Origin of the sequence: Pantoea nemavictus (assembly GCF_037479095.1) — a bacterium.
In the GTDB taxonomy this organism is placed as follows: Bacteria; Pseudomonadota; Gammaproteobacteria; order Enterobacterales; family Enterobacteriaceae; genus Pantoea; species Pantoea nemavictus.
This window is the reverse complement of record NZ_JBBGZW010000001.1, coordinates 2,394,655-2,419,635: the sequence shown is the minus strand read 5'-3', so window position 1 is coordinate 2,419,635 and position 24,981 is coordinate 2,394,655. Positions and strand designations below refer to the sequence as shown.

Sequence of the window (24,981 nt, the reverse complement as noted above, 5' to 3'; positions counted from 1 at the left end):
ATCAGGTAATTACGCGCACGATACCAACTCAGTAGTCTAACACTTTCCAGCCAGCGCACCACAGCACCCTTTTTTAACGTTTCTTCTGCCCGCTACGCCCGTTAAACTACGCAACAAATTATGACGAGTTGTGAGCGAAATGAGTAAATCCCCCCGCAGCAGCGGCGCTGCAGGCCAGATCCGCATTATTGGCGGTCAATGGCGCGGCCGTAAATTACCGGTGCCGGATAGCGCAGGTTTGCGCCCGACCACCGATCGCGTGCGTGAAACCCTGTTTAACTGGTTAGCGCCGGATATTCAGGAAGCACGCTGCCTTGATTGCTTCGCCGGCAGCGGCGCATTGGGGCTGGAAGCGCTGTCACGTCACGCCGCATCCGCCACGCTGCTGGAGCTGGAGCGCTCCGTAGCGCAACAACTGTCACAGAACCTGCAAACGCTGCGCGCCACTCAAGCCAACGTGGTGCAAACCAATACGCTGCAGTGGCTGAGCCAGCCTGGCGAGCCGTTTGACGTGGTCTTTGTCGATCCACCGTTCCGTAAAGGGCTGTTACAGGAAACATTGACGCTGCTGGAGCAAAATGGCTGGCTGGCCGCCGAAGCGCTGATTTATGTGGAGAGCGAAGTGGAAACCGGCACGCCCGTCGCGCCAGCTAATTGGGATCTGTACCGCGAGAAAATTGCCGGCCAGGTTGCGTATCGCTTATATCAACGCCAACGGGAGACGCACGATGTGGCTTAATTTAGGACGTTTGCTGATGATTTGCGTTTGGGCTTTTTTACTACTCAATCTGGTGCAACCCTTCCCGACACCGCTGCGCTATTTTGTGCATGTTGCACTGTTCTTTATGGTGATTATGCATGGCTTGCAGCTGGTGTTACTGCGCGCCACTCAGCCGAAAGATGCCCCCAAGCTGAGCGGCGTGACCCAGGCGAAAATCTTCTTCTTTGGCGTGTTTGAGCTGCTGGCATGGCAGAAAAAGCATTATCCGAAGATGTAGAAAGTGCGGTTTATGACCAGGTCGCCATTAATGGCGCCCCTACGGGGCCGGGGTAAAACTGACAAACCGCGTCCCTTTCATCTTCAATTCGCCCTTCACGCCCTTATCCATCTGATGATAATCGCTGGCGTTGACCGTCACTTTAATGTCACTCGCACCGTTCAGCGGATGGAACCAGGCTTCGTATTTCATATCCTCAGCCACAATCTCCTCGCGCTGACGCGAACGGCGATTGGGTGACGGGAATTCGCGTTTGGTTTTCACTTCCACGCTCAGCGAGCGCACCGGCGAGGCATCGTTCACCGCCGTTTCGCGGCGCTGTTTAATAAACTGACGGGTCGCCAATACGGCAATAATGGCCAGTACGATGAAAAAGATTAGCGGTGGTTTGCTCATGATTTATCTCGTGCTTTGCGTTAAGTCGGAACAGGAAAAGACGACAAAGCATACAACCAGAGTCGGCTGATTGTCACATTTGGCGCCGGTAACTTACACTGAGTGAGTGATTTTGGGAAAATTCATCAAACTGGCGGACATTTCGTCCAGAAAAGGGAGAAAACATGCTTTGGTCTTTTCTTGCCGTACTTTTTTCCGGCTGGCTGTACGTCGATGCATCCTACCGCGGTCCGCAATGGCAGCGTTGGCTATTTAAACCCGTCACCTTACTGTTGCTCGTCGCCTGGGCATGGCAAGCGCCAACCTTCAACACCACCGATTATTTGATTCTGGCTGGCCTGGTTGCCACGCTGGTGGGTGATGCGTTGATGCTGTTGCCGCGTCAGCAAATGCTCTATGCGCTGGGCGCATTCTTCCTCTCGCATCTGCTTTACACCATCAGTTTTGCAGCGCATATGACCATGAGCTTCTTCTGGCCGATTCCTCTCACCTTCCTGATTATTGGCGTCATCGTTATCGGGATTCTGTGGACCAAACTGGAAGAGCTGCGCTGGCCAATTTGCACCTTGATCGGTATGACGCTGGTGATGAACTGGATGGCGGCGGAAAACTACTTCTTCCGTCCAACTGACTTCAGCTTCTCGCTGCTGGTCGGCGCCGCGTTGCTGCTGTTGGCCAACATCGTCTGGTTTATTTCGCATTATCGCCGCCGTTTCAGCGCCGATAGCGCCATCGTTGCCGCCTGCTACTTCGCCGGTCACTTCATGATTGCGCGTTCACTGTGGCTTTACTGAAGAAAAGCTAACCTTCCGCTTGACTCTGGAGTGGACTCCAGAGTGTAGCATTAGGGCGCGGGCATTAGCCCGCCCCTGATTCCGGAGGTTATATGCATCAACATGCTCATCCGTGCCGTTGTGGAAAATCCCACAGCCAGCTGCAGCCGCTGTGTTCCGTTCGCAGCATAAAACCCACGACCTTAAAAATCTCCGCCGCTCAGCCTGTGACTGTTGAAGGTGATTGTGGCTGTTGCGACAGCGATAGCGGCTCGCCCGGCGGCGATAGCGACGCCGAAAGCGACAGGCCCGCCCTCACCTCACACCAATTCCGCTGGCAAATAGCGGGCATGGATTGCCCCAGCTGTGCACGCAAAATCGAAACTGCAGTACAACGCGTACCGCAGGTACAGCAAGCACGGGTGATCTTCGCCAGTGAGAAACTGGTGGTCGATGCTGATCAGGACATCCGCACCACCATAGAACAGGTGGTGAAAAATGCCGGCTTTACGCTGACGGCTAACGATCCCCAATCAATCTCGTCCCCCGCAAGCCGCTGGCGGGAAAATGCCGGTTTGCTGCTGCTCGGCGTGCTAATGCTCGCCAGCTGGCTGCTGAGCCAGGTTTCACCGCTGTGGGGCGATCGTCTGTTTATTGCCACTACGCTGGTTGGTTTGGCACCTATTGCTCGCAGCGCGTGGCAACTGCTGCGCAACGGTTCGCCCTTTAGCATTGAGATGTTGATGAGCATCGCCGCTGCCGGCGCGCTGGTGATTGGTGCGCATGCTGAAGCCGCCATGGTGCTGCTGCTGTTCCAGCTGGGCGAACGCCTGGAAGCCTACGCCGCTGCGCGCGCGCGTCGCGGTGTCACAGCGCTGATGGCGTTGCGTCCCGATACCGCCACGCGTATTACGGGTACGCAGCGTGAAAACGTCCGCTTAGAAGCGCTGCAGCCTGGCGATGTGATTGAAGTGGCGGCCGGTGGCCGTTTACCGGCAGATGGCGAATTACTGCATGCCAGCGCCAGCTTTGATGAAAGCGCATTGACTGGCGAATCATTGCCGGTAGCGCATGAGCCTGGCGAACAGATCATGGCCGGCGCCACCAGCCTGGATCGTCTGGTAACGCTGAAAGTGATTTCCCAGCCCGGCCAAAGTGCTATCGACCGCATTCTGCAACTGATTGAGGAAGCCGAAACGCATCGCGCGCCGGTTGAGCGCTTTATCGATCGCTTCAGCCGCATCTATACGCCCGCCATTATGCTACTGGCACTGCTGGTGATGGTGCTGCCGCCGCTACTTGGCTTCGGTGACTGGCTGCCGTGGATTTATAAAGGGCTGACGCTGCTGCTGATTGGCTGCCCGTGTGCGCTGGTGATCTCCACGCCGGCCGCCATTACCTCGGGATTAGCCGCCGCCGCACGTCAGGGCGCGTTGATCAAAGGCGGCGCGGCGCTGGAGCGTCTCAGTCGCGTAAGCCTGATGGCGTTCGACAAAACCGGCACGCTGACGGCGGGCAAACCGCAAGTCACCCATATTCAATCGTTTGGCGAAACAGCGGAAAATAGCCTGCTCAGCATCGCTGCTGCGGTAGAACAAGGCTCCACACATCCGCTGGCTCAGGCGATTGTCAGCGAAGCCGAGCGTCGTCAGCTCACCATTCCGCCCGCCTCACAGCAGCAAACGCTGGCGGGCAGCGGTATTCGTGCCGAAATCGATGGCGTGTCGTATCAGTTACTTACGCCCCGTGAAGCCAAATATCTCGACGAGGTACAGCAGCAGCAGGTGGCCGAACTGGAGGCGCAGGGGCAAACCGTGGTGCTGCTATTGCAGCAGCAACAGGTGCTCGGCGCATTAGCGCTGCGCGATCGGTTGCGTGAAGAGGCGATTAGCGCGCTGGCTGAGCTGCAAAAACTTGGCATAAATAGCGTGATGCTGACCGGTGACAACCCGCGCGCAGCCGCCGCGATTGCCGCCGAGTTACGCATTGATTATCGCGCGGGTTTGCTGCCTGCCGATAAAGTTGCGGCAGTGCGACAGCTGGGCGCACAGCAATCATTGGCGATGGTAGGCGACGGCATCAACGATGCGCCCGCCATGAAAGCCGCGAGCATGGGCATTGCCATGGGCAGCGGCACCGACGTCGCGCTGGAAGCGGCCGATATGGCGCTGACGCAAAATCAGCTGGCGATTTTGCCACGCGCGGTGGTGCTGGCACGGCGCACGCGCGCCATCATCCGGCAGAACGTGGCGTTGGCGCTGGGCCTGAAGGCGATTTTCCTCGTCACCACGCTGCTCGGCTTTACCGGTTTGTGGTTGGCGGTGCTAGCCGATTCCGGCGCCACCGCACTGGTTACGGCGAATGCACTGCGCTTACTGCGTCAGCGTTAAGCGCCTTTTTTGATGAGAAACTGGTACGGCAGGCTTTCGGTCTGTTGTGCCAGCAGCTGATGTTCCATAAAACGGCAGAAACCGGGAATATCGCGCGTGGTGGCGGGATCATCGGCGATGATCAGCAAGGTTTCACCGGCCTGCATGCTGCGCACGGTTTTGCGCACCATCATTACCGGTTCCGGGCAGCGCAGGCCAAGGGCATCAAGCTGATGGTCAGGCGCAGAAAAGGGATCGCTCATGATTCTCTGTCTGTTGTTGATGATGGGCGCACATTCTAGCGCGCAAATTAGCCAACGCAAGGCGATAACGATTGCGTTAAAATTAACCATTGCATAAATTGCGCAACGCGTTAAGATGCCGCCGATTTTTAAATTGCTACCATATTCCGCCCTAAATAATTCGAGCTGTAGCAAGGCGGCAAGTGCGAGCAGCCAACGCAGCTACGGCTTGAAGTATGACGGGCAATGGGTTCCCTCACCCCACTATTAAAAAGGTCTTACATGATTGCTTTTTCTGCACGTCAGCGCATGCATGCGCTGTTTTGGCTATCGCTTTTCCATCTGCTGGTGATCACCTCCAGTAACTATCTGGTACAGCTGCCGGTTTCTATCTTCGGCTTCCACACCACCTGGGGCGCGTTCAGCTTTCCGTTTATTTTCCTCGCTACCGACCTTACCGTGCGCATCTTTGGCGCGCCGCTGGCTCGTCGCATTATTCTGGCGGTGATGATTCCGGCGCTGGTGATCTCCTATCTTGTGTCGTGCGTGTTTTATCAGGGCGAATGGCAGGGTTGGGCTTCACTGGAAGAGGTGAATCTGTTTGTCGCGCGTATCGCCTGCGCCAGCTTTATGGCTTATGCGCTGGGCCAGATTCTCGACGTACACGTTTTTAACCGTTTGCGCCGTTTATCACAGTGGTGGATTGCCCCGGCAGCAGCGATGTTCCTCGGTAATATTAGCGATACGCTGGCCTTCTTTTTCATCGCTTTCTACAAGAGTCCAGACCCGTTTATGGCCACGCATTGGGTCGAGATCGCTCTGGTGGATTACAGCTTCAAAGTGCTGATCTGCATGATCTTCTTCCTGCCGGCCTATGGCGTGCTGCTGAATGCCATGCTGAAGCGATTAGCCGAGCGTTCCGCGCAGCAGCAGATCAATTTCGGCTAATTGCACTTATACATAACGCCATGGCACGCTAAGATTTCCTGACATACCGGCGGTTGCTTTTAACCGCCGATTCCGTTTTTATAGCCGTCATACTTCAAACGGCAGATGCGTTGGCTGCGCGCGTTCACCTAATCACTTACTCATGTAAGCTCATGGGTTCACGCGCTTACCGCCTTTCTGCCGCTTGAATTATTTAGGCTATAAACCTAAACGACTGGAATCATGTAAAAGGGAAAAGAATGCGTAACGTAGTGAAATATGTGGGTATTGGCCTGCTGGTGATCGGCCTGGCGGCATGTGACCAGAAGAAAGATGATGCGGCAGCAAACAGTAACGGTGCCAGCGCCAGCCAGTCTGCTCAGACGGTTAATCTGATGGACGGCAAGCTGAGCTTCTCACTGCCGGCGGGCATGTCTGACAAGAGCGGCAAACTCGGCTCTGAATCGACCAACATGCACGTCTATGCCGACGAAACCGGGCAGCGCGCAATTATCGTGATTGCAGGCGATCCAACTAACGAAGCGCTTGATGCGCTGGCGCAGCGTCTGGAACAGCAGCAGCGCAGCCGCGATCCGCAGCTGCAGGTGGTGTCGAACAAAGCGGTTACGTTGAAAGATCAGCCGGCTCAGCAGCTGGATACGGTGATTGCTGCCAACAACCAGACTTCATGGTCTTCAGTGATTCTGGCGAAAGTGGACGGCAAACTGCTGACGCTGCAAATTACCTTGCCAGCGGATAACCAGCAGCAGGCACAGAGCGATGCTGATGAGATCGTGAAGAGCATTACTTTGAAGTAATCCTTAAAACCTGAACACATTGGTCGCCATGAATGGCGACCCTACAATGGTTCAGTGCGGTTTGGTAGGGTCGCCATTCATGGCGACCTGGTTCAGGAATTCCCCGCTTTACAACCTCACTGGCGAAATGTGCCAGATTTCATCCGCATACTCCTGAATGGTTCGGTCCGACGAGAAATACCCCATATTGGCGATATTCAGCGCCGCGCTGCGTTGCCACTTATCCGGTTGACGATAAAGCTTGTCCACCTTGTCCTGCGTGTCCACATAGCTGCGATAATCCGCCAGCAGCTGATAGTGATCGCCGAAGTTCACCAACGCATCGAACAGATTGCGGTAGCGGCCTGGCTCCTGCGGACTGAACACGCCGCTGGCAATTTGCGTCAGCGCCTGATGCAGCTCGGGATCGTCCTCGTAATACTTACGTGGGTTGTAGCCGTCGGTACGCAGCTTCTCGACCTGCGGCGTGGTGTTACCGAAGATAAAGATGTTCTCCTTGCCGACATGATCCAGCATCTCAACGTTGGCGCCATCCAGCGTACCAATTGTTAACGCGCCGTTAAGCGCAAACTTCATGTTACTGGTGCCCGATGCTTCGGTGCCAGCAGTGGAGATCTGCTCAGAGAGATCCGCCGCAGGAATAATGATCTGCGCCAGGCTCACGCCATAGTTGGGAATGAACACCACCTTCAGCTTGTTCTTCACCTGCGGATCGTTGTTGATCACGTTGGCGACGTCGTTGATCAAGTGGATGATGTGCTTCGCCACGTAATACGCCGAAGCGGCCTTGCCGGCGAAGATATTCACACGCGGCACCCATTCAGCGGTGGGATCGGCCTTGATGCGGTTATAGCGCGTAATCACGTGCAGGACGTTGAGTAACTGACGTTTATATTCGTGGATACGTTTGATCTGCACATCAAACAGCGCATGCGGATCGAGCACGATATCCATGTTTTTCGCCACCCAATCCGCCAGGCGTTTTTTGTTGGCGAATTTGGCATCGGCGATCTGCTCGATAAAGGCCGGATAGTCGACCTGCGACGTCAGTTCGTTGAGCTGGCCGAGATCGGTACGCCAGTTGCGACCAATCGCCTCATCCAGCACCTCAGACAGCGCCGGATTGGCCAGCGCCAGCCAGCGACGTGGCGTCACGCCGTTGGTTTTATTGCAGAAACGGCCAGGGAACAGCCGCGCGAAGTCAGCGAACAGCGATTGCACCATCAAGTTGGAGTGCAGCTCCGACACGCCGTTGACCTTGTGGCTCACCACCACCGCCAGCCACGCCATGCGGATGCGGCGGCCGTCGTTTTCGTCGATGATCGAGATGCGCGACATCAAATCCCAATCATCCGGATAGTATTCCTGGATGGTTTTCAGGAAGTAGTCATTGATTTCAAAGATAATGCTGAGATGACGCGGCAGGATCTTGCCGATCATATCCACCGGCCAGGTTTCCAGCGCTTCGGTCATCAGCGTGTGGTTGGTGTAGGAGAACACCTGGCAAGTCACTTCAAACGCATCGTCCCAGCTGAACTTCTGTTCGTCGATTAACAGACGCATCAGTTCAGGGATCGCCAGCACCGGATGGGTATCGTTGAGGTGGATGGCGATTTTGTCCGGCAGATTGTCCCAGGTTTCATGCATCTGCCAGTGACGATTGAGAATATCCTGCACCGTCGAGGAGACGAGGAAATACTCCTGACGCAGGCGCAACTCGCGACCGGAATAGGTTGAGTCATCGGGATAGAGCACGCGCGAGACGTTTTCCGAGTGGTTTTTATCTTCCACTGCGGCAAAGTAATCGCCCTGATTGAACTTACCGAGATTGATTTCGTTACTGGCCTGCGCGCCCCACAGGCGCAGCGTGTTGGTGGCATCAGTGTCAAATCCGGGGATGATTTGATCGTAAGCCATCGCTACGATCTCTTCGGTTTCTACCCAGCGCACCCGCGCACCTTCATGTTGTAAACGGCCGCCAAAACGTACTTTGTAGCGCGTGTTAAAGCGCTGGAATTCCCATGGATTGCCATATTCCAGCCAGTAATCCGGCGATTCGCGCTGCTGGCCGTCAACAATATTCTGCTTAAACATACCGTAATCGTAACGAATGCCGTAGCCGCGCCCCGGTAAACCGAGCGTGGCGAGCGAATCGAGGAAGCAGGCCGCTAAACGTCCCAAGCCGCCGTTGCCGAGGCCGGGATCGTTCTCCTCTTCCATCAGCTCGCTGAGGTCGAGTCCCATCTCGTCCAGCGCCTGATTGAGATCGTCATAAATGCCCATCGCCAGCAACGCGTTGCCGAGCGTACGCCCCATCAGGAACTCCATCGACAGGTAATAAACCTGCCGCACATCCTGCGAGAGCTGCGCGCGGCTGGAGCGCAGCCAGCGTTCCACCATGCGATCACGCACCGCCAGCAGCGCGGCATTCAGCCACTCATGCTTATTCGCGATCGATGGATCTTTACCAATAGTAAACATCAGCTTATAGGCGATTGAGTGCTTCAGCGCGTCAACCGTCAGCGTGGGTGAGGCATAGGTGAAAGGTGCATTCATATCAAGTATCCCAATCTCTCATTACAGCAAACGTTGATAAAGATCGCGGTAGGCTTGTGCTGCCACCTGCCAACTAAAATCCATCCCCATTGCCTGCCGCTGAACGTAACGCCAGAGTGCAGGTCGAGACCACAGAACAAATGCGCGCCGAATCGCCCGCAGCAGCGACCAGGCATTACTGTCTTCAAAGGTAAAGCCGCTGGCGACGCCGTCTGCCAGGTTTTCCAGTGAACTGTCTTGCACCGTATCCGCCAGCCCGCCGGTACGACGCACCAGCGGCAGCGTGCCGTATTTCAAGCCGTAAAGCTGAGTTAAGCCGCACGGCTCAAAGCGGCTCGGCACCATGATCACATCCGCGCCGCCAACAATGCGGTGCGAGAAGGCTTCGTGGTAACCAATCTGCACGCCCACGCGACCCGGATGTTCCGCCGCTGCGGCGAGGAAACCTTGTTGCAGCTCGGCATCGCCCTGGCCAAGCAGCACCAGCTGCCCGCCCTGCGCCAGCAAACCCGGCAGCGCTTCCAGCACCAGATCCAGCCCTTTTTGTTTGGTCAGACGACTGATCACGCAGAACACCGGCGCTTTATCATCGACCTTCAAGCCCATGGCAATCTGCAGCTGGCGTTTGTTTTCAGCTTTACTCTCCAGCGTTTCGCTGTCGTAGCGCGCGGTGAGCAGTAAATCATGCGCCGGGTCCCAAATCCCCGGATCGACACCGTTCAGAATCCCGCTAAGCCGCCCTTCGCGCAGCCGCTGTTCCAGCAGCGACTCCATGCCGTAACCAAACTCCGGTCGGGTAATTTCCAGCGCATAAGTGGGGCTGACCGCCGTAATATGATCGGCATAGAACAGTCCCGCCTTGAGGTAGGAAATTTGCCCAAAGAACTCCAGCCCATGCATGTCGAAGAAGGCGCGCGGAATCTGTATTTCATCCAGATGGCGCGCGGAAAACAGCCCTTGATAGGCCAGGTTATGCACGGTAAACACCGTTTTCGCCGGGCCACCGCGCGCCGCGATATAGGCGCAGGTTAAGCCCGCATGCCAGTCATGCGCGTGCACGATATCGGGCTGCCAGTTCATATCCAGCCCGCTGGCAATCTCCGCACCCATCCAGCCGAGCAGCGCGAAACGCAGGTAATTATCCACATAAGCGAATTGCGATGTGTCGTGATAAGGACTGCCGGGACGTTCATACAGTCCCGGCGCATCAATTAAATAAATACCAACGCCGTTAAATTGTCCAAAAAGTAAACGAACCGGCCCGGCAAAAGTTTGTAGCTCCGCCACAATTTCAGTATCAGGAATCCCTTTACGCAGATCCGGATAAGCGGGAATCAGCACCCGCGCATCCGCTCCTTCGGCGATTTGCGCCTGTGGTAATGCACCGACCACATCAGCCAATCCGCCCGTTTTCAACAGCGGGAAAAGCTCTGAACAGACATGTAAAACCAGCATCCTGAACCCCTATTGTTATCGCATGCGTTCCACGCGGCAATTATCTCTATGCTCTTTCGTCACTTACTGACCGCTCCGGCCAATTTGGCCAGCATGGCGCGCGTCACCAGTACGATGCCCTCTTCTGAACGGTAAAAACGTCGGCTGTCTTCATCGGGGTTTTCGCCAATGACCATGCCTTCTGGCAATTCGCAGGCGCGATCGATCACGCAGCGACGCAGACGACACGATCGGCCAACCACCACATCGGGCAGCAATACAGCTGAATCAATATTGCAAAACGAGTTAATGCGGATACGTGGGAATAGCACGGAGTTCACCACCACCGAGCCGGAGATGATGCAGCCGCCAGAGACCAGCGAGTTCATCGTCATACCGTGGCTACCGGAACGATCCTGCACAAACTTCGCCGGTGGCAGCGGCTCCATATGGGTGCGAATCGGCCAGCTGTGGTCGTACATATCCAGTTCTGGCGTAACGGAAGCCAGGTCGAGGTTAGCGCGCCAGTAAGCTTCCAGCGTTCCGACATCGCGCCAGTACGGCTCGGCGTTTTCATCAACCTGCACGCAAGAGAGCGTGAATGAGTGCGCATACGCCTCGCCGCTGGCCACGATTTTTGGCAGCAGATCTTTGCCGAAATCGTGGCTGGAATCGGCCACCTGCAGGTCTTCTTCCAGCAGCTGATACAGATAATCGGCGTTGAACACGTAAATGCCCATGCTGGCCAGCGCTCGGCTGTCGTCACCCGGCATTGACGGCGGCTGCGGCGGTTTTTCCACAAAATCGATCACGTTGTTCTCGGCATCGACCGCCATCACGCCAAACGCCGTGGCTTCGGCCAGCGGCACCGGCAAACAGGCGATGGTGCATTTGGCACCGCGATCGACGTGGTCGAGCAGCATGCGCGAGTAGTCCATCTTGTAGATGTGATCCCCGGCGAGAATCACGATGTACTGCGCGTTGTAACGGCGAATAATGTCGAGATTTTGCGTCACCGCATCGGCGGTACCGCGATACCAATGTTCGGTGGCGGCACGCTGCTGCGCGGGCAACAGATCGACAAATTCGTTCATCTCTTCATTAAACAGCGACCAGCCGCGCTGGATGTGCTGCACCAGCGTATGTGACTGATATTGAGTGATCACGCCGATGCGCCGGATGCCCGAGTTGATGCAGTTGGACAGCGCAAAGTCGATGATGCGGAACTTGCCGCCGAAGTGCACGGCAGGTTTAGCGCGTTTCGCGGTGAGATCTTTCAGGCGCGTACCGCGCCCGCCAGCAAGGATCAAGGCAACCGTTTGTGTAGGGAGCTGGCGCGCCAGCATCAGATGATCTGTTCTATCTAATTTCACCATGTCTGACTCCTTATGATTGCTTTAGGAACACGCACACACCGTGTGCGGGACCGTGCCAGACAGTTGTCAGGATGGGGTTATCTTCCCCGGCGAAAGGAGGAATGGCACGCCACTCTCCGTCTGGTAAGGCGATATCACTCACCGATTCCGTGGCGTTTATTGTTATTAACCAGCGGCCGGAGAGCAGGATCTGCATTCTGTGCGTCCCCTGTTCCCACTGCTCTTTTTCCAGTGGTTTGCCGCTGGCATTACACCACTGCACGTTGCCATCGCCCTCCTGCCACCAGCGATCCGCCGTCAGCGCAGGGATGCGCTGGCGCAGGCGGATTAACGCAGCAGTGAAGTCGACCAGTCCAAAATCATCGTGTTGCCAGTTGAGCCAGGTGAGCGGATTGTCCTGGCAATAGGCGTTGTTGTTACCGTGCTGGCTGTGACCGCGTTCGTCGCCCGCCAGCAGCATCGGCGTGCCTTGCGCCAGCAGCAGCGTGGTGAGCAAGCCGTGCACGCTGCGCCGCCGCCGTTCGACAATATCGAAGTTGACCTGCAGCCCCTCTTTGCCATGGTTATGGCTGAAGTTGCTGCTGCTGCCATCACGATTGTCTTCTCCGTTGGCCTGATTGTGTTTGTTGTTGAAGCTCACCACATCGCGCAGCGTGAAGCCGTCGTGCGCGGTGATCAAATTGATGCTGGCATGCGGCAGACGCGCCTCACGCTGAAATACGTCGCTGGATGCGGCAAAACGGCGGGCAAAATCGCCGTTATTCAGCTGACCATGCAGCCAGTAACGGCGCGCCGCATCGCGAAAATGGTCGTTCCACTCGGCAAAGTCCGGCGGGAAATTGCCTACCTGATAACCGCCGGGACCGATATCCCACGGCTCAGCAATTAGCTTCACCTGCGAGAGCAGCGGACATGCTTTGATGGCGGCAAACAGCGGCGCATCCTGCTGAAACGCCGGCGTGCGGCCCAGCACGCTGGCAAGGTCAAAGCGGAAGCCATCAATGTGGCATGTGCGCACCCAGTAGCGCAGCGCTTCCAGCACCCACTCCATCACCTGTGGATGACTAAGGTTCAGGGTGTTGCCGCAGCCGGTCCAGTTTTGATAATTGCCGTTGTTATCAAGCCAGTAATAGCTGGCGTTATCCACGCCGCGTTGGGAAATCGTCGGCCCGATCTCTTCCAGTTCAGCGGTATGGTTAAACACCACATCCAGAATCACTTCAATGCCCGCCGCATGCAGCGCTTTCACTGCCTGCTGAAACTCCTGCAGCGGTGATAAACCGTTCTCACCGGATGCGTAACGTGCATCCACCGCCCACAGAGCAAACGGGTTATAGCCCCAGTAATTGCTCAACCCTAAGCGGCGCAGGCGCGGTTCGCTGGTGAATTGGGCAATCGGCAACAACTCCAGCGCGGTGATTCCCAGATGACGCAGGTACTTCACCATAGCAGGATGACCTAGCGCCGCATAAGTCCCGCGCAGCCTTTCCGGAATTTCCGGATGCTGCTGCGTTAAGCCACGCACGTGCGCTTCATAAATCACCGTGTTGCCCCACGGCGTGCGCAACGGTTGATCCGCTTCCCAGTCAAAATCTTCAGCGATCACTAAGGATTTCGGCGCGACAGCGGCGTTATCCTGGTTATCAGGCTCACGTTCGCCGCCGTGAAAACGCGCATCGTCCAATACATCGCCCGCCACCGCTTTGGCGCAGGGATCGACCAGCAGCTTGGCAGGATTGAAGCGATGCCCTAGCTGTGGTGCCCAGGGACCGTGTACGCGATAGCCATAGCGCTGGCCTGGCTTTAGCGCAGGAAAATAGCCGTGCCAGATGTCACCGCTACGCGCGGGCAGCGGAAAACGGCGCTCAGCACCGTGCGCGTCAAACAGGCACAGCTCGACCTGCTCGGCGTGCTGGGAAAACAGCGTGAAATTAACGCCCTGCCCATCGTAATGTGCACCTAACGGTTTCGGCTGCCCCCGCTCCAGCATCAGTCGCTCTCCCGCACCAGCCAAAGCGTTGCCAGCGGTGGCAAGGTCAAACTCAGCGATTGCGGCCGACCGTGGCTTTCAATCTCATCGGTGTGCACCACGCCGTGATTGCGCGTGTCGCTGCCGTGGTAGTCGTGCTGGTCGGTGTTCATTATTTCACGCCAGCCGCCACGCTGATTAACGCCAAAGCGATAGCTGTTTCGCGCCACCGGCGTGAAGTTACTCACTACAATGATTTCGTTGCCCTCGCGATCGCGGCGCGCAAAGACAAACACCGAATTCTCGTGATCGTCGACTACCAGCCACTCAAAACCTTGCCCATCGAAATCGAGCTGATGCAGTGGCGTGAAGTGGCGATAGGTGTGGTTGAGATCGCGCACCAGACGCTGCACGCCGTTGTGCCAGTTATCCTCGCCTTCCAGCAGATGCCAGTCGAGGCTGCTGTCGTGGTTCCACTCGCGCCCCTGAGCAAATTCGTTGCCCATAAATTGCAGCTTCTTACCCGGGAAGCCCCACATCCAGCCGTAGTAGGCGCGCAGGTTGGCAAATTTCTGCCAGGCATCGCCCGGCATGCGATCGAGGATTGAACGCTTGCCGTGCACCACTTCGTCGTGCGACAGCGGCAGCACGAAGTTTTCGGTGTAGTTGTAGAGCATACCGAAGGTCATCAGCTGGTGATGGTAGCGACGATGCACTGGATCGAGCTTCATGTAATCCAGCGTGTCGTGCATCCAGCCGAGGTTCCATTTGAACCAGAAACCGAGGCCGCCATCTTCCGATGGCCGCGTGACGCCGGGATAGTCGGTAGATTCCTCCGCCACCGTCACGCTGCCCGGTGCGGCGTGGCCCAATATGCGGTTGGTGTGCCGCAGGAACGAAATCGCTTCGAGGTTTTCACGGCCGCCAAACTGGTTGGGTACCCATTCACCTTCGGCGCGGCTGTAGTCGCGGTAGATCATCGAAGCCACCGCATCGACGCGCAGCCCATCAATACCAAAGCGTTCCATCCAGTACAAAGCATTACCGGAGAGATAATTGCTCACCTCGCGACGCCCGAAGTTGTAGATCAGCGTGTTCCAGTCCTGATGAAAACCTTCGCGCGGATCGCTGTGTTCGTAGAGTTCGGTGCCGTCGAATTTCGCCAGACCAAAGTCATCGCTTGGGAAGTGGCCCGGCACCCAATCGAGCAGCACGTTGATGCCGGCATCATGCGCGGCCGCGACAAAGTGGCGAAACTCATCGCGCGTACCGAAACGGCGTGTAGGCGCATACATGCCAAGCGGTTGATAGCCCCAGCTGCCATCGAACGGATGCTCGTTAATCGGCATCAATTCGATGTGAGTAAAACCCATCTCTTTGACATAGGGAATCAGCTGTTCCGCCAGCTCTTTGTAACTTAACCAGAAGTTGTCATCGGTATGACGTCGCCACGAGCCGAGGTGCACTTCGTAAATCGAAATCGGCTGGTCGAACCCATTTGCGGCTTTGCGCTGCGGCTGCATCTCGGTTTTCGGCGGCAGGCCGCAGATCATCGAAGCGGTTTGCGGGCGCATCTGTGCTTCAAAGGCGAAAGGATCGGCTTTGATGCGCATCTGGCCGGAATTATCCACGATTTCAAATTTATACAGTTGGCCATTCACCGCGCCCGGCACGAACAGTTCCCAGACGCCCAGTTCACGGCGGAAACGCATCGGATGGCGTCGACCATCCCAGAAGTTGAATTCGCCCACCACCGACACACGACGCGCGTTCGGTGCCCAGACGGCGAAGCGCGTACCGTGCACGCCATCAATGGTGGTGCCGTGCGCGCCAAGGGTTTCGTAAGGACGCAGGTGCGTACCTTCGCCCAGCAGCCACGCATCCATTTCGGCCAGCAGCGGGCCAAAGCGATAGGCATCATCAATCAGGTTTTGCTGGCCGTGCCAGTTCACCGCCAGCTGATAGCCAAACAGATTTTTACGGCGCGGAATCACACCACAAAAGAAGCCGCGTGAGTCAAGGCAGGTCAGCTGGGCGCATTTGCGTCCAGTATTGGTTTCAATCACCCACACATCGGAGGCATCGGGCAGCAGCGCGCGAACTTCAAGGCCTGCGGCAGTTTGGTGCATCCCCAGTAAGGAAAAGGGATCGGCATAATTCCCGGCAAAAAGGGCATTGATCGCCTGGCGATCGGGAAGCTCTGACATGACTTTCTTCCTATGATTTTGCGCAGGCGACCAGAGTCGGCAGGATTATCGCCTCGGGTGCGCTGCTTTTCATTGAGCCATAGGTACACCGCGAGGACACAACCGTCCGTGGGAAAGATCATCGCCGTGTACAACAAACCATTCAGTTCGAAAAAACGAAAACAGTTAACAACCGGCACATCTCTGTTAAATCATAGCTTGGGGATGGCAGAAGCCATGGAGGATTGCGAAAAATTGTTGTCGGGCGAGCAAAAAAGGGAAGCGGATCACTTGTCAGGCGCAATTTGTACGATTTTTTGCAGCCTGGATGACACAAAAAAGGCCGGGAAACCCCGGCCTGTCTGGTTTGCCGCTGCGCTTAGTCGATCAGCAAACGCAGCATGCGACGCAGCGGTTCAGCCGCGCCCCACAGTAACTGATCGCCTACGGTGAAGGCGGAAAGGTATTCCGGCCCCATGTTCAGTTTGCGCAGGCGCCCCACTGGCGTAGTCAGCGTGCCGGTGACGGCAGCTGGCGTCAGTTCACGCATGGTGATGTCGCGATCGTTTGGCACCACTTTCACCCACTCGTTGTGGGAAGCCAGCAGCTGTTCAATTTCGCTCAGCGGCAGATCTTTTCTCAGCTTCAGGGTAAATGCCTGGCTGTGGCAGCGCAGTGCGCCAACGCGTACGCACAGGCCATCAACCGGAATCACACTACTGGTACGCAGGATTTTGTTGGTTTCCGCCTGACCTTTCCACTCTTCGCGGCTCTGGCCGTTATCCAGCTGCTTGTCGATCCATGGAATCAGGCTGCCCGCCAGCGGTACGCCGAAATTATCGGTTGGCAAGGTGCCTGAACGGGTGAAATCAGTGACGCTACGCTCGATATCCAGAATCGCCGAAGCGGGGTTCTGCAGCGAGGTGGCAACATGGTCGTGCAGCATGCCCATCTGCGTCAGCAGTTCACGCATGTGGCGTGCGCCGCCGCCGGATGCCGCCTGATAAGTGGCTACCGAAGCCCACTCAACCAGATCGTTGGCAAACAGGCCGCCCAGCGACATCAGCATCAGGCTGACGGTGCAGTTACCGCCGACGAAGGTTTTGATGCCGTTGTCGAGGCCCTGACGAATCACGTTATGGTTGACCGGATCGAGAATGATGATGGCGTCATCTTTCATACGCAGCGTGGAAGCCGCATCAATCCAGTAACCCTGCCAGCCGCTTTCGCGCAGCTTCGGATAGACTTCACTGGTGTAATCACCGCCCTGGCAGGTGATAATAATATCCAGCGCCTTCAGCGCCTCAATATCAAAAGCATCCTGCAGCGCACCGGTCGACTTACCGCCGAACGTCGGCGCCGCCTGACCAAGCTGTGACGTGGAGAAAAAGACCGGATTGATGACATCAAAATCACGTTCTTCGCTCATACGTGACATCAGCACTGAGCCGACCATGCCACGCCAACCAATAAAACCTACATTCTTCATTTTCTGTCCGTCTCGGGTGTTCTCGAAGGAAGCCCTAAGTGGTGCGAGGAAAAGACGGGCCGGATAATCCTGCCCGTCTGCGTAATAATCAGGTTTACCTATGACCGTCAACTCTACAAAATGCAGCCTTTCTGGCAAGTGAATTAATTCGATTGCGCTAACTTTTTCAGCAATACAACTAATAATGGCCCCGGCCAAATAGATAGGATGGTTTACCTGACATGACTGAGATGATATCCGCGACCATATTGCTGCTGTTAATTATGGACCCGCTGGGCAACCTGCCGATCTTTATGTCGGTACTGAAGCATCTGGAACCTAAGCGCCGCCGCGTGGTGCTGATGCGTGAAATGCTGATCGCGCTGGCCCTGATGCTGCTGTTTTTATTCGCCGGTGAACGCATTCTGACGTTTCTCAACCTGCGCACCGAAACCGTGTCGATCTCCGGCGGTATCATTCTGTTCCTGATCGCCATCCGCATGATTTTCCCCTCCGCCGAAACCAGCACCAGCGGCTTGCCGGCCGGCGAAGAGCCGTTCCTCGTGCCGCTGGCAATTCCCTTAGTGGCTGGCCCGTCACTGCTGGCGACATTGATGCTGTTGTCGCATCAATATCCCAATCAGATGACGCATCTGGTTGGCGCGCTGCTGATTGCCTGGGGCGTAACGGTGGCGATCTTGCTGATGTCGGGGCTATTTTTACGCCTGCTCGGCGATAAAGGTGTTAACGCGCTGGAACGCCTGATGGGTTTGATTTTGATTATGCTGGCAACGCAGATGTTCCTGGATGGGATTCGTACTTATCTGAAGCTGTAATGCAAAATGGTGCGCATAAATGCGCACCCTACGACAAACCGGTGCGATCGTAGGGTCGCCATTCATGGCGACCACTGTTCAAGGCGACCGCGATTATTTCTGCTGTTTATCGATCGGTTTACCCGACCAGTAGCCAGCCAGCAGCGAACCTGACAGGTTGTGCCACACTGAGAACAGCGCGCCCGGCAGTGCTGCCAGCGGCGAGAAGTAGAGTTTGCCCAGCGTCGCCGCCAGGCCGGAGTTCTGCATGCCCACTTCCAGCGCCAGCGTGCGGCAGGTGGATTCGTCGAAGCCAAACAGTTTGCCGCCCCAATACCCGCCCAGCAGACCAATCGCGTTGTGCAGAATCACCGCCACAATCACCATCAAACCCACCGAACCAATAAAGCTTTGGCTACCCGCCACCACCGCGCTGATGATCAGCAGAATACAGAGCATGGAGAACGCTGGCAGATAAGGCTCAACGCGGCGCACCACGCTGTTCATGGAGTGGTGGACAATCAGGCCGAGGCTAATCGGAATCACCACGATTTTCACGATGCTGAGCAGCATGCCAACCACATCAACCTGAATGTGCGTATCAACGTAGAAGCGCGTCAGCAGCGGCGTGGCAAATACGCCCACCAGCGCTGACACCGATGAGATAGTGACTGACAGCGCCACATCGCCCTTCGCCAGATAGATCATCACGTTAGATGCGGTGCCGCTCGCCACGCTGCCGACCAGAATCATGCCCGCTGCCAGGTCCGGCGGCATCTGGAACAGTTTCGCCAGGCCCCAGGCAGCCAGTGGCATCACCAGATAGTGCAGAAAGGTGCCAGCAATTACCGGCGCCGGACGCACCAGCACGCGTTTGAAATCATCAATATTGAGCGTTACGCCCATGCCGAACATAATCAGCATTAGCAGATAGGTGACCCATGGACCGATACCGAGAAAGGTGGAGGGCGAGTAATAAGCAGCGACCGAGAGCAGCACGGCCCAGAGCGGGAACAGGCGGGTAAGTTTGCCGAGCATAACCAGACTTCCTTAGGGATTTTTTAATATTGCCACAGATGAAATGTCGCGCAGGGAACGACCACAGCGACGGACGCGGGATCATAACATTTCGTTATCTTGACGTAAGGCGGGAAGTCACTTGCAGAGGAAAATGCGGATCGGCTGCTGCCGATCCGCGGAAATACGACGAAGTTACTCTGCTTTTTCCAGTAAAAAGCGGTAGATCGCACCACCAATCGCGGCACCAATAATCGGTAACAACCAGAACATCCACAGCTGATCCAATGCCCAGCCACCCTGGAAGATGGCCACACCGGTACTACGCGCCGGGTTCACGGAAGTATTGGTTACAGGAATGCTCACCAGATGGATCAGCGTCAGCGCCAGACCGATAGCAATCGGTGCAAAACCGGCCGGTGCACGTTTATCGGTTGAGCCCATGATCACAATCAGGAATACCGCCGTCAGCACCAGTTCGGTGATCATCCCCGCAGTCATGCTAAAACCGCCTGGTGAGTGCTCACCATAACCGTTAGAAGCAAAACCGCTGGCCGCCGCATCGAAACCGGCTTTACCGCTGGCGATCAGATACAACACGCCCGCTGCGGCGATGGCACCAACTAATTGCGCGATAATATAGGGCACGACCTGTGACACCGGAAAACGGCCGCCCACGGTCAGACCGATGGTGACCGCCGGGTTAAAATGGCCACCTGAGATATGGCCAACGGCAAAGGCCATCACCAATACTGTCAAACCAAATGCCAGCGCCACACCCGCAAAACCGATGCCCAACTCTGGAAACGCCGCCGCCAAAACCGCACTACCACAACCGCCTAAAACCAGCACAAAAGTGCCGAGCGTCTCTGCCACTAACCTTTTCATCTTTATTCCCTCAAATAATTTAATGTTTTCGCGGCGGGATTATCGTTTTTGGCGATTAAAGCGCAACCGCTGAATGAGAGAATAGTGTTATTTTTAGGCAATTTTAGTGTAATCAAGACGTGTCTTGCACGCCATCAGAGGAATCTTCAGAAATGTCTGGAACGAAGAATACGGTAGCGCTGCGCTTAAATTATTGTTTAAGAAAATTAACCAATAAAAAAGCCGGACCAGGTCCGGCTTGATTTATTGCGCTAAAAATTTGCCTTAAGAACCAAAAAGATTCTTGTGCAGTGCGCGTACCACCTCTTCTGCATCTGGCGTTGGCACCAGGAAGCACAGGTTATAACTGCTGGCACCGTAGCAAATCATGCGCAGATTGAACGGCTCCAGTGCGCCGAACACCTCTTTGCCCACGCCGCAGGCTTTCGACAGGTTATTACCGATGATCGCCACCAGCGCCAGATTCTCTTCTACCTCCACACGGCACAGTGAAGAGAGTTCAGTCAGCAGCGCCTGCGTCAGCAAACTGTCGCCGGTGGTGGTGGAGCCGGTGCTATCCAGCGTCAGCGCCACGCTCACTTCCGAGGTAGTGACCAGATCAACCGAAATGCTATGGCGTGCCAGAATATTGAACACCTCGGCCAGGAAGCCGTGTGCATGCAGCATGTTCAGGCTGTGCAGCGTTACCAGCGTCTGCTTACGACGCAGTGCCAGCGCGCGGAACAGCGGTGGATTTTTGGTTTCGTTGCACACGCGCGTACCGCCCGCAGCCGGATCTTTACTCGAACCGACGAACACCGGGATATCGCTGCGCACCGCCGGCAGCAAGGTGGCCGGATGCAGCACTTTGGCGCCGAAAATGGCCATTTCCGCCGCTTCCTCGAAAGTAATCTCTTCGATACGTTTTGCGGTGGAGACCACGCGAGGATCGGTGGTGTAGATACCGGCGACATCGGTCCAGATATCAATGCGTGCCGCCTGCAACGCTTCGCCCAGCAGCGCGGCGGTGTAATCACTGCCGCCACGGCCCAGCGTGGTGGTGCGGCCTTTGATTTCGCTACCGATAAAGCCCTGAGTGACCACCAGCGCTTCAGCAATGCGCGGCTGCAGCTGCGTTGCCGCCAGCTCTTTCACCGTCGCCACTTCGGGTTCCGCGCGGCCAAAGCGGTCGCTGGTACGCATCACTTTACGCACGTCAAACCATTCGCTGTTGACCTGGCGCTCGCGCAGGATCTCCACGAACAGCAGCGTCGACATCAGCTCACCGTGGCTCACCAGTTCGTCGGTTAGCGCATGCGAAGTGGCCAGCGAGGTCGCTTCAGACAGCATGGTGATGTTTTCCAGCATGCGATCAATCTCTTCGCGAATGACATCCGGCGACTGTAGACGATCGATGATGGCGTATTGAATCCGGCGGATTTCATCCAGCAGGTAAGCGCGTTGCGCTTGTTCCTGGCCTTCAGCAAGGGCAACCAGCAGGTTGGTGACGCCAGCGGAGGCAGAGAGCACCACTAAGCGGGTATTGGCATCCGACAGCACAACATCTGCGCTGCGGTTCATAGCATCAAAATCGGCAACGCTGGTGCCGCCAAATTTAGCCACGATCAGATTTTGAGACATGTAACGAACCCCGTGTCAGGTTATCTTTCTTCCGTTTTTGGGGCGGAAGACATAGTAGCAGCCTTGGCACAAGAGAAGAGCAGAATTGGGCAGACAAGATCAGTAGACAAGTCACCCAGAAGCGCTTCACCTTGCGAAGCGTCCGACTGTGGACGATTCTGGTGACAACCCAGAGGATTCAGCCCCTGCAGCCGACAGTGCAACACCCCGCGTGTTGCCCCACCTCGGCGTCACACCCCCTGATGTGTTATCTGCGGATACGGATCCTCAAACACACTGCCTGGGCGACGCGCCTCTTCTGGCTTACACCCGGAGGTGTAAGTAGCGCGCATAAAGTACTGATTATTTTCCCCCCTGTCCATCCCTGCACTTTGAGGATTTCTCACTTTTACACTTCGGTAAACGCATCGTTGAACAAACGCGGTTGCCAACACCGACCTAAAGTAGAGTCCGAATCAGACAAATGCCGCTTTTTGCTGATGCGGCACAGGGAAATTACCTGCTGCTGTGCTGACAATCGCCGCCGGATTTACCTGAAACACTGCGGCCACGGTCACAAATTTTTTCCCTTAGGTAGTAACTGTAGTCATACTCAACCCCGTGCAAGAGTGCTAAGGATGCCGGGCGAGCAGGATGCCCCGGATGGAATGACGGTTCTTATATCAACTAGAGTGTTGCCATGAAAAATATCAATCCGACCCAAACCGCAGCCTGGAAAGCGCTGCAGCAGCATTTTGACCAGATGAAATCGGTGCAAATCGCCGATCTGTTTGCGCAAGATGCCGATCGTTTTGCGAAATTCTCTGCCACTTTCGATGACCAGATGCTGGTGGATTTCTCTAAAAACCGCATCACCGAGGAAACCCTCGAAAAATTACAGGCGTTGGCTAAAGAGACCGATCTGGCTGGCGCGATCAAATCGATGTTCTCTGGCGAGAAGATCAACCGCACTGAAGAGCGCGCGGTACTGCACGTTGCACTGCGTAATCGCAGCAACACCCCAATTGTGGTCGACGGCAAAGATGTGATGCCGGAAGTCAACGCGGTACTGGCGAAGATGAAAGGCTTCTCCGAGCGCATCATTAGCGGTGAGTGGAAAGGCTATACCGGTAAAGCGATCACCGATGTGGTTAACATCGGCATCGGCGGTTCCGACCTCGGCCCGTTTATGGTGACCGAAGCGCTGCGTCCGTACAAAAATCACCTCAACATGCACTTTGTATCCAACGTTGATGGCACGCACATCGCTGAAACGCTGAAAGATCTCAGCCCGGAAACCACGCTGTTCCTCGTGGCATCAAAAACCTTCACCACGCAGGAAACCATGACCAACGCCCACAGCGCGCGTGACTGGTTCCTGACAACCGCGGGCGACCAACAGCACGTGGCGAAGCACTTCGCAGCGCTGTCGACCAACGGCAAAGCGGTGGGTGAATTCGGTATCGATACCGACAACATGTTCGAATTCTGGGATTGGGTTGGCGGCCGCTATTCACTGTGGTCAGCAATCGGCTTGTCGATCATTCTGTCTATCGGCTTCGAGAACTTCGAGCAGCTGCTGAGCGGCGCACATGCGATGGATAACCACTTTGCTAATACGCCTGCCGAGCAAAACCTGCCGGTGCTGCTGGCGCTGATTGGCATCTGGTACAACAACTTCTTTGGTGCCGAAACCGAAGCGATTCTGCCGTACGACCAGTACATGCATCGCTTTGCTGCTTACTTCCAGCAGGGCAACATGGAATCCAACGGTAAATATGTCGATCGTGAAGGCAACCCGGTGGATTATCAGACTGGCCCCATCATTTGGGGTGAGCCAGGCACCAACGGCCAGCACGCGTTCTACCAGCTGATCCACCAGGGCACCAAACTGATTCCGTGCGACTTCATTGCACCGGCCTTGAGCCACAACGTGCTGACCGATCACCATCCGAAGCTGCTGTCGAACTTCTTTGCGCAGACCGAAGCGCTGGCGTTTGGTAAGTCGCGTGATGTGGTAGAGAAAGAGTTCACCGATGCCGGCAAATCGGCCGCATCCGTGGCACACATCGTGCCGTTCAAGGTGTTCGAAGGTAACCGTCCAACCAACTCAATCCTGCTGCGTGAAATTACGCCGTTCAGCCTGGGTTCGCTGATTGCGTTGTATGAACACAAAATCTTCACGCAAGGCGCAATTCTCAACATCTTCACCTTTGACCAATGGGGCGTTGAATTGGGCAAACAGCTGGCAAACCGCATCTTGCCAGAGCTGGAGAATGACGCGGAAATTAGTAGCCACGATAGCTCCACTAATGGCTTAATTAATCGCTACAAATCCTGGCGTTAATTTCCCACCCACCCAGTGAATAAGGCGGCATGGTTGCCGCCTTTTTTATGCCAAATAGGCAACAACCCGCGCAATACGGTTATTTTAGTCTGCTGCTCCGCTTAGAAAATTCTTAAAATACGCTAAGGATAATCGGAAGTTTGCCCTATTACCCGCCACCCTTTTAATTAAAAAATGGCCCTATTTTACGGTCAGCCTCTCGCTATCCATATGATTGATTTATCATTTTTATTTAACCTGCTTCAGGAAATTCTGATTATTCCTATTCCGTACCAATAGTTAATGCAAAAGTGAAAAATTCTGCCCTGCTATAGACAATCAAATAATTATTCCACCCTCAGAAAAAACTGCATTTAAAAAAAGCAGCTAACGCCAATTCGCCGTATTTATCACCAGAAATGTCTTAGGTTTGCGCCCTCTTTTACTCATGCTGAACTCTGGTAATTTGTTGCCCTATACTGAACGCGCCCGAATTCTGGGTAGATCCTACATTCATTGATTCATATAAATGCAGGAAACGTTGTTATGAAAAAACTGATGGTTGCCGGTGCAGCCTTACTTTACGTTGCCGTTTCTTCCGCTGCGATTGCCGCGCCGGAAGAAGCTGGTGCTGCAGCAGGCGCGCAGGCGGGAGCAATCTCTGCTGGTGCGTCTACCGCTGTCGGTATCGGCGCGCTCGGTGCGTTAGTGGGTCTCGGCATTGCTGCTTCTGGCGGCGGTGACGGTGCAAATACCGGTACAACAACAACCACCACAACGAGCACCACTCGTTGATGTAGCACCTTTAAGCATAACCACACACC

Annotated in this window: 20 protein-coding genes and 1 riboswitch; of the genes, 9 read left to right on the top strand and 11 right to left on the bottom strand. The window is 55.6% G+C overall.

The genetic code is table 11. The features are described 5' to 3' along the window. Positions 1 to 139 precede the first annotated feature (139 nt). Together rsmD and WH298_RS11015 are read left to right on the top strand one after the other, a co-directional pair. The gene (rsmD, locus tag WH298_RS11020; protein WP_009128516.1) at positions 140 to 739 is read left to right on the top strand and encodes a 16S rRNA (guanine(966)-N(2))-methyltransferase; all 600 of its coding nucleotides are present in this window, start codon (positions 140 to 142) and stop codon (positions 737 to 739) included. Then, the gene (locus WH298_RS11015) at positions 729 to 998 is read left to right on the top strand and encodes a DUF1145 family protein (RefSeq protein WP_008109883.1); all 270 of its coding nucleotides are present in this window, start codon (positions 729 to 731) and stop codon (positions 996 to 998) included. The genes rsmD and WH298_RS11015 overlap by 11 nt, the downstream gene beginning before the upstream one ends. Positions 999 to 1,037: 39 nt before the next feature. On the opposite strand, the gene WH298_RS11010 is transcribed toward WH298_RS11015, so the two are convergent. After that, positions 1,038 to 1,394 (bottom strand): DUF2500 domain-containing protein, encoded by a 357-nt coding sequence (locus WH298_RS11010; protein WP_007891289.1) that lies wholly within the window; start codon positions 1,392 to 1,394, stop codon positions 1,038 to 1,040. A 164-nt stretch (positions 1,395 to 1,558) separates the two neighbouring features. Here WH298_RS11010 and WH298_RS11005 point away from each other — a divergent pair, with 164 nt between their 5' ends. Next, a complete protein-coding gene (locus WH298_RS11005) occupies positions 1,559 to 2,188 on the top strand; it encodes a lysoplasmalogenase (RefSeq protein WP_007891292.1) in 630 nt (209 codons plus the stop codon). 92 nt (positions 2,189 to 2,280) lie between these two features. Further along, positions 2,281 to 4,557, top strand: coding sequence for a zinc/cadmium/mercury/lead-transporting ATPase (locus tag WH298_RS11000; protein WP_180822855.1), 2,277 nt, complete (start codon positions 2,281 to 2,283; stop codon positions 4,555 to 4,557). On the opposite strand, the gene tusA is transcribed toward WH298_RS11000, so the two are convergent. Then, positions 4,554 to 4,799, bottom strand: a complete 246-nt coding sequence (tusA, locus tag WH298_RS10995; RefSeq protein WP_007891299.1) for a sulfurtransferase TusA — start codon at positions 4,797 to 4,799, stop codon at positions 4,554 to 4,556. The two genes, WH298_RS11000 and tusA, sit on opposite strands and share 4 nt — an antisense overlap. 261 nt (positions 4,800 to 5,060) lie before the next feature. On the opposite strand from tusA, the gene WH298_RS10990 reads away from it, so the two are divergent. After that, the gene (locus WH298_RS10990) at positions 5,061 to 5,726 is read left to right on the top strand and encodes a 7-cyano-7-deazaguanine/7-aminomethyl-7-deazaguanine transporter (RefSeq protein ID WP_007891302.1); all 666 of its coding nucleotides are present in this window, start codon (positions 5,061 to 5,063) and stop codon (positions 5,724 to 5,726) included. A 239-nt stretch (positions 5,727 to 5,965) separates the two neighbouring features. Next, complete coding sequence (locus WH298_RS10985) at positions 5,966 to 6,523, top strand: DcrB family lipoprotein (protein ID WP_180822854.1); 558 nt, start codon at positions 5,966 to 5,968, stop codon at positions 6,521 to 6,523. 108 nt (positions 6,524 to 6,631) lie between these two features. Here WH298_RS10985 and glgP read toward each other — a convergent pair whose 3' ends face one another. The 6 genes from glgP to asd form a co-directional block, all read right to left on the bottom strand. After that, positions 6,632 to 9,079: a glycogen phosphorylase gene (gene glgP, locus WH298_RS10980; RefSeq protein WP_007891307.1), complete on the bottom strand. Its 2,448-nt coding sequence runs from the start codon at positions 9,077 to 9,079 to the stop codon at positions 6,632 to 6,634. A gap of 21 nt (positions 9,080 to 9,100) precedes the next feature. After that, positions 9,101 to 10,534 (bottom strand): glycogen synthase GlgA, encoded by a 1,434-nt coding sequence (gene glgA / locus WH298_RS10975; protein ID WP_007891308.1) that lies wholly within the window; start codon positions 10,532 to 10,534, stop codon positions 9,101 to 9,103. Positions 10,535 to 10,593: 59 nt separating this feature from the next. Then, a complete protein-coding gene (gene glgC / locus WH298_RS10970; protein ID WP_049852345.1) occupies positions 10,594 to 11,889 on the bottom strand; it encodes a glucose-1-phosphate adenylyltransferase in 1,296 nt (431 codons plus the stop codon). Positions 11,890 to 11,899: 10 nt separating this feature from the next. Further along, on the bottom strand, positions 11,900 to 13,879 hold the full coding sequence (gene glgX / locus WH298_RS10965; protein WP_180822853.1) for a glycogen debranching protein GlgX: 1,980 nt from the start codon (positions 13,877 to 13,879) through the stop codon (positions 11,900 to 11,902). After that, the gene (glgB, locus tag WH298_RS10960; RefSeq protein WP_049852343.1) at positions 13,879 to 16,065 is read right to left on the bottom strand and encodes a 1,4-alpha-glucan branching enzyme; all 2,187 of its coding nucleotides are present in this window, start codon (positions 16,063 to 16,065) and stop codon (positions 13,879 to 13,881) included. Before glgB ends, glgX begins: the two co-directional genes overlap by 1 nt. A gap of 358 nt (positions 16,066 to 16,423) precedes the next feature. Beyond that, positions 16,424 to 17,533 carry an aspartate-semialdehyde dehydrogenase gene (gene asd / locus WH298_RS10955; RefSeq protein WP_180822852.1) on the bottom strand — a complete coding sequence of 370 codons (1,110 nt, stop codon included), beginning with the start codon at positions 17,531 to 17,533 and terminating at the stop codon, positions 16,424 to 16,426. 221 nt (positions 17,534 to 17,754) lie between these two features. Between asd and WH298_RS10950 the strand changes: the two genes are divergently transcribed. Continuing rightward, the gene (locus tag WH298_RS10950) at positions 17,755 to 18,348 is read left to right on the top strand and encodes a YhgN family NAAT transporter (RefSeq protein ID WP_007891319.1); all 594 of its coding nucleotides are present in this window, start codon (positions 17,755 to 17,757) and stop codon (positions 18,346 to 18,348) included. 93 nt (positions 18,349 to 18,441) lie between these two features. Here the strand turns inward: WH298_RS10950 and panS are convergent, their stop codons facing one another. From panS to lysC, 3 genes are all read right to left on the bottom strand, one after another. Beyond that, entirely contained in the window at positions 18,442 to 19,365 is a 924-nt protein-coding gene (panS, locus tag WH298_RS10945) for a ketopantoate/pantoate/pantothenate transporter PanS (RefSeq protein ID WP_007891320.1), read from the bottom strand. Positions 19,366 to 19,539: 174 nt separating this feature from the next. Further along, the gene (aqpZ, locus tag WH298_RS10940) at positions 19,540 to 20,232 is read right to left on the bottom strand and encodes an aquaporin Z (RefSeq protein ID WP_180822851.1); all 693 of its coding nucleotides are present in this window, start codon (positions 20,230 to 20,232) and stop codon (positions 19,540 to 19,542) included. A 264-nt stretch (positions 20,233 to 20,496) separates the two neighbouring features. Then, complete coding sequence (gene lysC / locus WH298_RS10935) at positions 20,497 to 21,852, bottom strand: lysine-sensitive aspartokinase 3 (RefSeq protein WP_049852340.1); 1,356 nt, start codon at positions 21,850 to 21,852, stop codon at positions 20,497 to 20,499. Between the two features lie 111 nt (positions 21,853 to 21,963). Then, positions 21,964 to 22,158, bottom strand: a riboswitch (Lysine riboswitch). A gap of 373 nt (positions 22,159 to 22,531) precedes the next feature. Between lysC and pgi the strand changes: the two genes are divergently transcribed. Together pgi and yjbE are read left to right on the top strand one after the other, a co-directional pair. Then, positions 22,532 to 24,178: a glucose-6-phosphate isomerase gene (gene pgi / locus WH298_RS10930; RefSeq protein ID WP_180822850.1), complete on the top strand. Its 1,647-nt coding sequence runs from the start codon at positions 22,532 to 22,534 to the stop codon at positions 24,176 to 24,178. A gap of 525 nt (positions 24,179 to 24,703) precedes the next feature. Then, positions 24,704 to 24,952: an exopolysaccharide production protein YjbE gene (gene yjbE / locus WH298_RS10925; protein WP_007891326.1), complete on the top strand. Its 249-nt coding sequence runs from the start codon at positions 24,704 to 24,706 to the stop codon at positions 24,950 to 24,952. Positions 24,953 to 24,981 lie beyond the last annotated feature (29 nt).

Excerpts from the sequence above, each read along its gene's own strand:
- rsmD (WP_009128516.1), top strand. The coding sequence starts at position 140 with ATGAGTAAATCCCCCCGCAGCAGCGGCGCTGCAGGCCAGATCCGCATT.
- WH298_RS11015 (WP_008109883.1), top strand. The coding sequence starts at position 729 with ATGTGGCTTAATTTAGGACGTTTGCTGATGATTTGCGTTTGGGCTTTT.
- WH298_RS11010 (WP_007891289.1), bottom strand. The coding sequence starts at position 1,394 with ATGAGCAAACCACCGCTAATCTTTTTCATCGTACTGGCCATTATTGCC.
- WH298_RS11005 (WP_007891292.1), top strand. The coding sequence starts at position 1,559 with ATGCTTTGGTCTTTTCTTGCCGTACTTTTTTCCGGCTGGCTGTACGTC.
- WH298_RS11000 (WP_180822855.1), top strand. The coding sequence starts at position 2,281 with ATGCATCAACATGCTCATCCGTGCCGTTGTGGAAAATCCCACAGCCAG.
- tusA (WP_007891299.1), bottom strand. The coding sequence starts at position 4,799 with ATGAGCGATCCCTTTTCTGCGCCTGACCATCAGCTTGATGCCCTTGGC.
- WH298_RS10990 (WP_007891302.1), top strand. The coding sequence starts at position 5,061 with ATGATTGCTTTTTCTGCACGTCAGCGCATGCATGCGCTGTTTTGGCTA.
- WH298_RS10985 (WP_180822854.1), top strand. The coding sequence starts at position 5,966 with ATGCGTAACGTAGTGAAATATGTGGGTATTGGCCTGCTGGTGATCGGC.
- glgP (WP_007891307.1), bottom strand. The coding sequence starts at position 9,079 with ATGAATGCACCTTTCACCTATGCCTCACCCACGCTGACGGTTGACGCG.
- glgA (WP_007891308.1), bottom strand. The coding sequence starts at position 10,534 with ATGCTGGTTTTACATGTCTGTTCAGAGCTTTTCCCGCTGTTGAAAACG.
- glgC (WP_049852345.1), bottom strand. The coding sequence starts at position 11,889 with ATGGTGAAATTAGATAGAACAGATCATCTGATGCTGGCGCGCCAGCTC.
- glgX (WP_180822853.1), bottom strand. The coding sequence starts at position 13,879 with ATGCTGGAGCGGGGGCAGCCGAAACCGTTAGGTGCACATTACGATGGG.
- glgB (WP_049852343.1), bottom strand. The coding sequence starts at position 16,065 with ATGTCAGAGCTTCCCGATCGCCAGGCGATCAATGCCCTTTTTGCCGGG.
- asd (WP_180822852.1), bottom strand. The coding sequence starts at position 17,533 with ATGAAGAATGTAGGTTTTATTGGTTGGCGTGGCATGGTCGGCTCAGTG.
- WH298_RS10950 (WP_007891319.1), top strand. The coding sequence starts at position 17,755 with ATGACTGAGATGATATCCGCGACCATATTGCTGCTGTTAATTATGGAC.
- panS (WP_007891320.1), bottom strand. The coding sequence starts at position 19,365 with ATGCTCGGCAAACTTACCCGCCTGTTCCCGCTCTGGGCCGTGCTGCTC.
- aqpZ (WP_180822851.1), bottom strand. The coding sequence starts at position 20,232 with ATGAAAAGGTTAGTGGCAGAGACGCTCGGCACTTTTGTGCTGGTTTTA.
- lysC (WP_049852340.1), bottom strand. The coding sequence starts at position 21,852 with ATGTCTCAAAATCTGATCGTGGCTAAATTTGGCGGCACCAGCGTTGCC.
- pgi (WP_180822850.1), top strand. The coding sequence starts at position 22,532 with ATGAAAAATATCAATCCGACCCAAACCGCAGCCTGGAAAGCGCTGCAG.
- yjbE (WP_007891326.1), top strand. The coding sequence starts at position 24,704 with ATGAAAAAACTGATGGTTGCCGGTGCAGCCTTACTTTACGTTGCCGTT.